The sequence below is a fragment of the Vibrio sp. D404a genome, from assembly GCF_030248535.1.
In the GTDB taxonomy this organism is placed as follows: Bacteria; Pseudomonadota; Gammaproteobacteria; order Enterobacterales; family Vibrionaceae; genus Vibrio.
Genome location: NZ_JAHGAJ010000032.1, coordinates 45,769 through 54,739, shown reverse-complemented (window position 1 = coordinate 54,739; position 8,971 = coordinate 45,769). Strand labels below are relative to the sequence as shown.

Genomic DNA, 8,971 nt, shown 5'->3' with positions numbered 1-8,971 from the left:
CTAAATCTCGGTTATCCACAATGTTAGCAAGCTGTGGTTAACATGTATAAAACCCTGTATAAGGTGTGTTTGGGGCAGCAAATCTTTACACCCTTAACAGCAAATCCTTATACCCATGACAGCAAATCGTTATACCTTTAACAGCAAATCCTTACACCTAACACAGCATATCTTTATACCTAACACAGCAAATCCTTATACCTTTAGCCATGTAAGTATTTGATCTTATTTAAGTAAATGACCCCTAAAAGATAAAAGAAGTAAAAGAAGTAAAAGAAGTAAAAGAAGTAAAAGAATAGAAAATATAAGATCTTTAAAATATCTATTTAAAAGATCTATAAACAATAATGAGTAATAATTTTATCGACTTTTAAAAAATAAGTAAGCGGTGAATATTTCACCAACGTGATCACCAGATCCACTTTTTGAAAAACTTCGGCTTTGTAGTGAAAAATAGTGACCCTCTCAAATCGATTCTAAGCACTGTTCTGGAATAAACTTGAGCACTGATATCAAAAACTCAGTACCGAAGCTCTCAGAGCGTTCTAGAGAGAAATAGCTATCAGATCTGACGATCATCTAAGTTGCAGATCTACAAAGATCATTTTCCGATCAATTCTAACAGCAAATCCTTACACCTTTAAATCAGCCATATACGTTACGATGTCACAGCCTTTTCTTATACCTGTCAACGTTAACAGCAAATCTTTATACCTTTAAAAACCGCTATAAAAGCGGCTTTTACATCAGGTACTTATGTTAGGTTTTTCAACATCAGATAAAATTTGGCTCTGCTTATTCCGAGGTCTTTGGCTATCTGAACTCTGGTTTTACCCTCTTCTTCCCATCGAGCTAAATCATCTTTAGTGAATGAAACCGTTGTGGCTGGACGACCAAGAATTTTGCCTTTGGCCTTGGCTTTAGCCAAACCCTCAGCCTGGCGTTCTAAGATCAATTCTCTTTCCATTTGCGCCACTGTTGCCAATATTCCCAAGATGCCTTTTTGCGTAGCGGTCATTTTGCTGTAGAACTGCAAACCATCTTTGTGAAATTCGATATTTACGCCACGGCTTGTTAGTTGCTCAACCAACTTAACAGCATCCCCTGCTCCTGAACGACAAACTCGGTCAAGAGAGTGAACATGAAGAGTATCGCCTTCACGAAGGTACTTAAGACAATTTTCAAATTCTGGTCGCTTAATTGTGCTTGCTGATGTTTTTTCCTCAAAAACACGATCAAGCTGTACACCATCTAATTGCCTGTCTGTATTTTGATAAGCTGCGGATACACGAATGTAGCCAACATTTTGCCCGTTACCTGTACTCATTGTCATATTTTGTCTATTAATCTCTTAGAGAGCCTAGACAATACGTGTCTAAAAACAAAAAAACAAGTTTTTTGGACAAACCCTCAATAAGTGTCTAAAAAGTGTAGTTTTTTGGACAGTGTATTCAAGTATAAGAGTTTGAGATCCCAGATTGATGCTAGTAGCATTATTAACTCACCTATGACTTAGTGCGATTGGGAAGTATATGACTAAAGATAAAACGAACGTTTGTGAGGTTCTTGATATGGAGCCAATAAGCGAAATGGATAACTTATTGGAAGTTACAGCTAACGCTGTTAAGCGTATCGAAATTTTGACCGAGAAGGCTAAAGAGCACATTCGAGAGATGGCCATCATCAAGAACGTGAAAGACGAGCCTCAATATCGTCCTATTTTCTTAGAGGGAAGAGTTTTACCAACCGGTGATGATGTTAGTCTTGTGATTGATATGCTGATGCAAACATATTCTTTGAGCAAAGGTGATATCGCGAGGTTGATTGGTGTTAGCCCTAGAAGTAATAACACTATAAATCGATGGTTAAAAAGTGGTGAGAAAAGCACAATCCCTTATGCCGCATATAGACTGCTTTGCGCGTATGCGGGATTGTCTGTCGATCTAAAGCTGCCAGACAATATACAAGCAAAACAGATCGACAAAGGGGCTTAAAGCCCCTTTGTTATTAACCAAAAAAGTACAAAACAATGGCGATGATTAGTGTCCATTTAATAACCTTTAATGGGTTGTTGACTGTATAAACCCAAAGAGGATTAACCTTGTCATAGTCTAGCCTTTGAAACACGTTGGTATAGTACATTGGTTTTGTTGGCAAACCTGAATGTAATGCGGCCAAGAACTTCATCAGTATTAACGTCGAGCGACAATCTTCCTTAGCTCTATGAGAGCAATTAGGCTTATGCCTAATATGTTCACAGGCAGATGCTAGCGATACATTAGTTTTTAAGGAGAACCTAATGAAAGTTACCAATATCACTGCTCAAGGGAAAATTGGAAATACCCCTGTTACTTTTGAACTGTACAAGTCATTTGGAAAGTACGTTCTCGCCAAACGATTCCCAGAGGATGGGAGCAAACCAATGCACGCTAAGAACAAGGTTCTTGCTGATACCATTCAAGAAGCTGTTGCCCTTCTCAAAACCAAAGAATACTTGATCAGACTAAAGGGCTGTAACGAGGGTGACCCAAAGGTTTGTCGATACAACCTTTACACCGATGAGTCTATAAAGCTGGTCTGCAAGCTCGAAGTCGCCTCCCCTTCTACTGAAAACGAGACGGTTATCGAAAAAGCAGAAAGCCTTGATATGCGAATCTACAAGCAGAAAATCGTTCGAGAGAAAAACGGTAAAACTGAAAGCTCAACTAACGAATACAGTGAAACAGTGTCCACATTCAAAAAAACAGAGAGCGGTGTGTCGCTTAGTCGCTAATCAGGTAAGATTGCGGAAAATGGATAAGCGACATTATGACTATGCTAAAAATAGGATACCACCCAACAAGTAACGAGAAGCTGTTTACCGTTCGACCTGAGAGAATGGAGCAGTTTGAGTCAATCCAGAACGAAGAGATCCGCTACTGGTTTGCTCTGAATGGTTGGTTAGATGAAATGGATATTTCGGCTTGCTACCACATGTGGCCCGATGATGGTGACTTGTTGTTTAGAATGACCAAAGACAAGCTATCAGATTTTGTTAAGCGTGATGGGGTTGAAGCTCTAGGTATCTTCAACCTGCTTGCAGAAGAGTTTCTTGCTAGAAAAAGTTGATATGGCGGCTTTACAGTTCACAACAAAATGCCAATAGAGGGGGCTTTCGCCCCCTCGACTACATTGGAATCACCGAAATGAACTCTAATGCAGCCCGCAATACCCCTGTTGCAGCTTCAAGAAGAACGGTAACCGCTCCTAAGATGCCAGCAATCAAAAGTATCTTTTCTCGTATTGGCATTGTTGCCTTCCCTTACAAGAGAGGCTAACATGTATTTGAAGTGATACATGAGTGAGCCTCGTTAAGTGAAAGTTAGTGCGCTAACACTAACCGGATAACGGGGCTTTCTTGTATCTACAATCCAGTAACCGAGGCTTCCAGATCATAGAACTGAAAGCCGCCACGCCGAATACTAAGTTCTTATACCTGCTTAATCAAGAAATTAAGGAAAGCTAAGGGTCTATGTCCTCCATCAGAATTAGGTTCAATTACAACACCGTTGTTATGAACGAGCATGGTGTAACCGGTAGCAACAAGTCGCTATGTGATAATACGGTGGCTGTTCTTACCTCAAACGGCAGCTCGAAACGGTTTACCTATTACCCGAAATCAGACATGTTTAGCCAGTCTTATCAGTTACCCAAAGGCGAATACTGCGTTGGGATATACGATCAAGGGAATGTGTTTTTGGTTCTGAAAGATGGAGTACCGATGCACTACCCTCTTGGCGATAGGAATGAGAATAATAAGCCAAATAATGTTGTTCCCATTCGTTGAGCCTAAGTATCCATTGGGTGCAACATCCAAACATTCGGCTCCAAATAGGTAGCCGTGTCTTTATTCTTGTCAACTCGAACCGAAGATAAAGCACCTTTCACTATGTACTCACCGGATACTGGAAAGACCATCTTTGTCCAGCTCTCCCAATTCTCAATTGAGTTTGTTACCTCTAATGTGCATTCGGCAATCTTGATAATTTCTGCTCCTAATTTCTCATGAACTCGAAGCCAGGGATCGTAAAGATAGCCATCACCATTCTTCCATGTAGCGTAGTCATGAATTGATTGAAGTGGGTATTGAGCTTTCTTTGTTGGTCGAACCGGTACGACAAGTGATGAAATGTCTAAGCTTGTTGCTAACTTCTTCATCTCAACGAGAACTTTGGAGCTAAGACCCTGCCCTTGTACTTTATTATCCACTAGAGCACCAATTGGTATCAGTGTGTTTGGGGCAAGATTGTTCCTTTTCACTTTCAAACCATTTAAAAGAACCTCTTCAATAGAGCTAGGTAAGTTATCTGCATTGCCATCCCAGATGACAGGAACAGTAAAGCCTACCGCGATAAGCTGTTCTTCTTGAGTTAGAACCAGTACATATTCACTTAACTCGTCATAGAAGTGTTGCCAACTCTTAGCATCACCATTTTGAAGAAACAGCGGCCATGAGCGATCGTCAAGCGATGCAACCTCAAATTCTAAGTCATCACGTTTATTTAGGGTGTTAACTTCATATTTCATATGGGTTTTCTCTTAAGTGTATGTCACTGGTGACTTATGTTATGATAACACTCGGACTAAAGGTAGATAAAGTGCGGAGATATGCCTGAAAATGCGACATGAGATTACATCCAGTACTTCGCCAAGTATAAGAACGGTGTAGCCTATAGGCATCTAATCTTATAGGTAGGAACTGAGATGGACCCGAAGAAAAAAAGCGTGATTAATGAGATACTGGATGACCCTAAGCGTTTAGACAAAATCATCGATAAGATATCCAACATGGATGAGGATGACTTTGATCGAGTACAGGCAAAGATTGATGACAAGAACGCACTCGAGGAATCGAACATTCACCGCATTACCTTATTCTTCAAAAACGACAGAACAGGCCTACTGGTAAAGCCTATCCCTGGCATGATGGGTTGGATGCTGAATCTGCACGAGTACGGCAGTCTTAACTTTCAACCTAACTCAGAGCTAAAGTTTGAAATCAGCGACATTGCATCTGGTGAGTTCTTCCGGTTCTCGATTAAGTCAGGCGGTTTGAATTACTGGAATGACTTGGTTGATGAGCAGCAAGCTCAAGACTTGGCTAAGTTCTTGGGGATCGGCATCTCTACCGAGTGTTAAGCAATTAGAGCAGCATTCTTCAAAAGCCTTCCTTCGGGGAGGCTTTTTTGTACGACTATCAATCAGTCACCGATTGCTTAATAACCTGTTATCATTCAGTTCTAAGGAGGTGACCATATGGCGATACTGAAACCTATCTCTAAACAAGAGTTACAAGGTAACTTTGACTACTACGGCTTAATGTACGGCTTTGTTCCGATATACGTTGGTAATATCAAGAGTGATGCCCCGAACATCGCGGTGCGAAACGGTTGGCCAGATTGGATACTGGATTTTGCAGATGTGGTCTTTGAAGTGTCGATTGTTTTCGTTCAAGCCGTAAAACCCGACTATAACCCTGAATTTTTCTTCAAGCTTACTGGTAAGATAGAAAAAATAGGGGTATACCCTACCCCTCGTTTATCAGCGTTTTCTACCTCAAATAATATAGTCATCGGTGACTTAAGTAATTTGGAGAGACTACTATGGCTGATAAACCTCGGGCTGGCCCAGCTTGGGCTTCGCACATAGCAACCGTGTTGGTAACCGGCATAACGATGATGATTGGATGGACTGTTTTCACGGTTAACCAAAATCAGCTATCGATTGTGTCGGTGGAAGAACGGCTATCTTCACTGTCTGTTCGTGAGGACGTTAGGGGCGATCATGTTGATGAGGAGCTTATGGCTATCAACAAGAAGCTAGATAACCTAACAGAACTCATAACACAGGAACTCGGTGGGACTCGGGTAGCTATGACTGACAAGGACTAATTTAGGGGGGCTTTCGCCCCTTTTTTTATTAATACGCAACTTTTGACAAATAATTGAAATTAGTCAATTTATCGACATCTATCTTCTCAAACCGCATATTAGCAAGTAAACATTCTTTAAAGCTCTCTTCTTGCCCCCCTTTTCCAGTGAATCATACTTTTAATTCTTGGTTTTATAGAGATAAGTCACTAGTGACTATTCATTTTCTTATAGTAAACGACTATTTATAATCCTGTAACATTAGATTACTAAGCACTTTATTGATCATCTTCATCGATCGATAATCAAGTATTGATTACTAGAGGTTATCAATGTCTAGATACACTAACTACTCAGAGTGCGATTTTACAGCCTACACCTTCGACTCCGAAGACCAATGGCCTGCCTCTAAAAACAAGAAGTATAAAAAGTGGCGTGAGAATCTTGGCTCAATCGATGACATGAGAAGTCGTGTCTATGAAGATTGGCTTAATATCGCTCGTGTTTTTGATGATTTCTGGGAACTAGAGCAATTCGGCATGAGACTCTTCTATGAGCTGTCGATTGAAGAGAACATTATCGATACCACGCGCTTGCTAGAGATATCGTTTAGACAAGTTCACTGTCAGTTCTTGATTCATCAGGTTAACGATTTAGCCGAAGAGAATGATCGCCTTAGAGCGCGACTTGCCGCACTTGGGGACGGTACAGTTCCAATTGGTTACAGAGCGTATTCACCAATGCCAGAGCACATCATTGAGAAGGCAAACAAGATGATGGAGCAGTACAAGAACGGTGAGACGAAAGCGAGATCAACTATCAAGCACGACTACAAGAGCATTGAAGTTGGTAGAAGCTACAGACTGTTAGATCGTGGGAGCGGTTTTGAACTGATGACCCATGAAGATTACAACCAGATCATCGACCAATAAAAAAGGCCAGCTAACTTGCTGGCCTACCATCGCTTTTAGCCATATAAAAATGTGCTAATGCCTAAAGCATACCCCGAGACCCGTATCTCTGCCACCATTACTACAAAATCACCTCACCCATACTCCCAATTTTCCAATAAGTGACCCGCAGCTCACGGAATCACTGAATTTCTCGCTTCTGCCTCCTTACAATTCAAGGGCTAAATGTACTTAGGGAGACAGTATGCAAATTAGCCTAATCTCAGCAATGGCCAAGAATAGAATCATTGGGTCGGAGAACTCATTGCCTTGGCATCTTCCTGCAGATTTTCAGTGGTTCAAACAATGCACTTTCGGCAAGCCTATTATCATGGGGCGAAAGACGTTCGAATCTATTGGCAAGCCACTACCAGGTCGCGCCAATATCATCTTATCTAGAAACCCTAACTTCACAGTGAAAGGTGCATACGTTGTATCGAGCGTAGAGCGCGCTTTAAAGCTATGTGAGCATGAGAGAAAGTCATGATAGTTGGCGGTGCTAGAATCTACGCTAGAACGCTTCACATCGCAGATAAACTGTATCTGACACACATCGACGCAGACATTGAAGGGGATGCTCGCTTCCCTACTTACAATTACGATGAGTGGATGCAGGAATACGAAGAGACCTACCCTGCTGATGATAAGAACGCCTTTGATATGCGTTTTGAGATATTGAAAAGACTGCAATAAAAAAGCCCCGCTTTCGCGGGGCTAATTTAGGCTACAGTTGACTTATTTCCTGATCGCCTTTTTACCAGAATGCCACCAGTGGAGACAAACATAGTAAAATCCCGGTTGCTATGATTACGTATAGCGAAGAACCTTTGTACTTGTGCAGTGAAGGCACTTGATAAACAAGGTACGCAGGAATCAAACAACCAATTAAACCGAATATTGGGCTACAGATTGAAGTGAAGCTCAGAACCGGTAGGTTAAGAACGATTGCACCCCAAGATACACTCGCAGCAAAAACAATAATGCCTTTGGTCACAGCGTCTTTGTTGATCTTCTCTTCTGGCATAACCTTCTTAAGACCCATCATCGCTAGACCCTGACAAGAATCGCGGAAACCCAAGTACACACCGAAGAATGCTGTCATCACAGAGAAGATGTTAAGCATAAGGCTAAGTAGCTTGAGCGTTGCACCATCCATATTTGAAGCAACCATAGCGAGAGCTGAAATGTTTTGCTCTTGAGCTAAAAGCGCCTGTTCATGCGACATTGCCAATGTGAAGGAAATAGCATAGAAGAACACTGTTACAAATAAGATACCGAAAGCAATGTTCATAGCTCGCATAGCTTTAAAGCGCGCTACCTCTAACGACTTCTCTTTAGAGCGGTACGAAATAACCATCGGGCTTAGAGATTGAATGAATAGGATTGATGTCAGAGTGAATGGAAGAAGGATGATGATATCTTTAATCGCTAAACCCATCTCAGGCATAGTACCAACGTTTGCAACATCCCAACGACTCACCATAAGTAGGCCCAAGATGGCAACGGTACAAAGCTTGATAAGCACTAGACCGGTACTGATTTTAAATAGAATCTTTTCACCGCGAGAAGCAACAGCTACCAAAGCACAAACAAGAGCCAAGCCATACCAAGGACTGTCAGACAATAACCCCTCTGTGACTCCGAAACTTTGGAGGAACGAGGCTGAATCATTCGTTATCGCAGTCGAGTAAACAAATACCCAGATGATCAACATTACGAAGTAAAGCATCCCGATAAATGCGCCCCACTTGTTACCCAAGTAACCGGATATTACCCCTGCGTAATCAGAACATTTTGGTGATTCAGAAAGTGTGTTGATAAATAGGCGTTGAAACATGTACATCGCAGGATAGCCAATAACTGCTGACCCCAAAAAGACCCACAAGCCCAGTACACCTACCTTAACAGGCAGAAATACAATACCTGCACCGATTGCCATACCGATGCTCATGATGATCCAACCCCAGTCGGTACTGTCGAACTTAGTAGCCTCCTTCCATTCGGCTTTAGACATGCCTGCCTTTTCGTGAGCTGGTTGTTTGTTCTTAGTTGGGCTTATCGCCCCTATGTTTCCAGTCATTACTCAATCTCTTGTTTATTGGTGATTTTCCT

Annotated in this window: 11 protein-coding genes and 1 pseudogene; 8 read left to right on the top strand and 4 right to left on the bottom strand. The window is 41.6% G+C overall.

What is annotated here, in order from left to right; genetic code table 11:
- Positions 1 to 754: 754 nt before the first annotated feature.
- Positions 755 to 1,333: a recombinase family protein gene (locus KI655_RS18800; protein WP_285407868.1), complete on the bottom strand. Its 579-nt coding sequence runs from the start codon at positions 1,331 to 1,333 to the stop codon at positions 755 to 757.
- A 199-nt stretch (positions 1,334 to 1,532) separates the two neighbouring features.
- Here KI655_RS18800 and KI655_RS18795 point away from each other — a divergent pair, with 199 nt between their 5' ends.
- The 3 genes from KI655_RS18795 (at position 1,533) to KI655_RS18785 (ending at position 3,108) form a co-directional block, all read left to right on the top strand.
- Positions 1,533 to 1,994 (top strand): hypothetical protein, encoded by a 462-nt coding sequence (locus tag KI655_RS18795; protein ID WP_285407867.1) that lies wholly within the window; start codon positions 1,533 to 1,535, stop codon positions 1,992 to 1,994.
- Between the two features lie 305 nt (positions 1,995 to 2,299).
- On the top strand, positions 2,300 to 2,773 hold the full coding sequence (locus KI655_RS18790; RefSeq protein WP_285407866.1) for a hypothetical protein: 474 nt from the start codon (positions 2,300 to 2,302) through the stop codon (positions 2,771 to 2,773).
- Between the two features lie 35 nt (positions 2,774 to 2,808).
- Positions 2,809 to 3,108, top strand: coding sequence for a hypothetical protein (locus KI655_RS18785; RefSeq protein ID WP_285407865.1), 300 nt, complete (start codon positions 2,809 to 2,811; stop codon positions 3,106 to 3,108).
- A 58-nt stretch (positions 3,109 to 3,166) separates the two neighbouring features.
- Here the strand turns inward: KI655_RS18785 and KI655_RS18780 are convergent, their stop codons facing one another.
- Positions 3,167 to 3,289, bottom strand: coding sequence for a hypothetical protein (locus KI655_RS18780; protein WP_285407864.1), 123 nt, complete (start codon positions 3,287 to 3,289; stop codon positions 3,167 to 3,169).
- A gap of 222 nt (positions 3,290 to 3,511) precedes the next feature.
- On the opposite strand from KI655_RS18780, the gene KI655_RS18775 reads away from it, so the two are divergent.
- Positions 3,512 to 3,826, top strand: a complete 315-nt coding sequence (locus KI655_RS18775) for a hypothetical protein (RefSeq protein WP_285407863.1) — start codon at positions 3,512 to 3,514, stop codon at positions 3,824 to 3,826.
- 2 nt (positions 3,827 to 3,828) lie between these two features.
- Here KI655_RS18775 and KI655_RS18770 read toward each other — a convergent pair whose 3' ends face one another.
- A complete protein-coding gene (locus tag KI655_RS18770; protein WP_285407862.1) occupies positions 3,829 to 4,566 on the bottom strand; it encodes a hypothetical protein in 738 nt (245 codons plus the stop codon).
- A gap of 177 nt (positions 4,567 to 4,743) precedes the next feature.
- Between KI655_RS18770 and KI655_RS18765 the strand changes: the two genes are divergently transcribed.
- The 4 genes and pseudogenes from KI655_RS18765 (at position 4,744) to folA (ending at position 7,552) form a co-directional block, all read left to right on the top strand.
- Positions 4,744 to 5,178, top strand: coding sequence for a hypothetical protein (locus tag KI655_RS18765; RefSeq protein WP_285407860.1), 435 nt, complete (start codon positions 4,744 to 4,746; stop codon positions 5,176 to 5,178).
- 117 nt (positions 5,179 to 5,295) lie between these two features.
- Positions 5,296 to 5,688: a hypothetical protein gene (locus KI655_RS18760; RefSeq protein ID WP_285407859.1), complete on the top strand. Its 393-nt coding sequence runs from the start codon at positions 5,296 to 5,298 to the stop codon at positions 5,686 to 5,688.
- A 553-nt stretch (positions 5,689 to 6,241) separates the two neighbouring features.
- A complete protein-coding gene (locus tag KI655_RS18755) occupies positions 6,242 to 6,841 on the top strand; it encodes a hypothetical protein (RefSeq protein WP_285407858.1) in 600 nt (199 codons plus the stop codon).
- Between the two features lie 223 nt (positions 6,842 to 7,064).
- Positions 7,065 to 7,552: pseudogene (gene folA / locus KI655_RS18750) on the top strand (type 3 dihydrofolate reductase).
- A 61-nt stretch (positions 7,553 to 7,613) separates the two neighbouring features.
- Here folA and KI655_RS18745 read toward each other — a convergent pair.
- Positions 7,614 to 8,873 (bottom strand): hypothetical protein, encoded by a 1,260-nt coding sequence (locus tag KI655_RS18745; protein ID WP_285407870.1) that lies wholly within the window; start codon positions 8,871 to 8,873, stop codon positions 7,614 to 7,616.
- Between the last annotated feature and the right edge of the window lie 98 nt (positions 8,874 to 8,971).

Coding starts and splice junctions, on each gene's coding strand:
- KI655_RS18775 (WP_285407863.1), top strand. CDS start 3,512: ATGTCCTCCATCAGAATTAGGTTCAATTACAACACCGTTGTTATGAAC.
- KI655_RS18800 (WP_285407868.1), bottom strand. CDS start 1,333: ATGACAATGAGTACAGGTAACGGGCAAAATGTTGGCTACATTCGTGTA.
- KI655_RS18795 (WP_285407867.1), top strand. CDS start 1,533: ATGACTAAAGATAAAACGAACGTTTGTGAGGTTCTTGATATGGAGCCA.
- KI655_RS18785 (WP_285407865.1), top strand. CDS start 2,809: ATGACTATGCTAAAAATAGGATACCACCCAACAAGTAACGAGAAGCTG.
- KI655_RS18770 (WP_285407862.1), bottom strand. CDS start 4,566: ATGAAATATGAAGTTAACACCCTAAATAAACGTGATGACTTAGAATTT.
- KI655_RS18765 (WP_285407860.1), top strand. CDS start 4,744: ATGGACCCGAAGAAAAAAAGCGTGATTAATGAGATACTGGATGACCCT.
- KI655_RS18760 (WP_285407859.1), top strand. CDS start 5,296: ATGGCGATACTGAAACCTATCTCTAAACAAGAGTTACAAGGTAACTTT.
- KI655_RS18790 (WP_285407866.1), top strand. CDS start 2,300: ATGAAAGTTACCAATATCACTGCTCAAGGGAAAATTGGAAATACCCCT.
- KI655_RS18780 (WP_285407864.1), bottom strand. CDS start 3,289: ATGCCAATACGAGAAAAGATACTTTTGATTGCTGGCATCTTAGGAGCG.
- KI655_RS18745 (WP_285407870.1), bottom strand. CDS start 8,873: ATGTCTAAAGCCGAATGGAAGGAGGCTACTAAGTTCGACAGTACCGAC.
- KI655_RS18755 (WP_285407858.1), top strand. CDS start 6,242: ATGTCTAGATACACTAACTACTCAGAGTGCGATTTTACAGCCTACACC.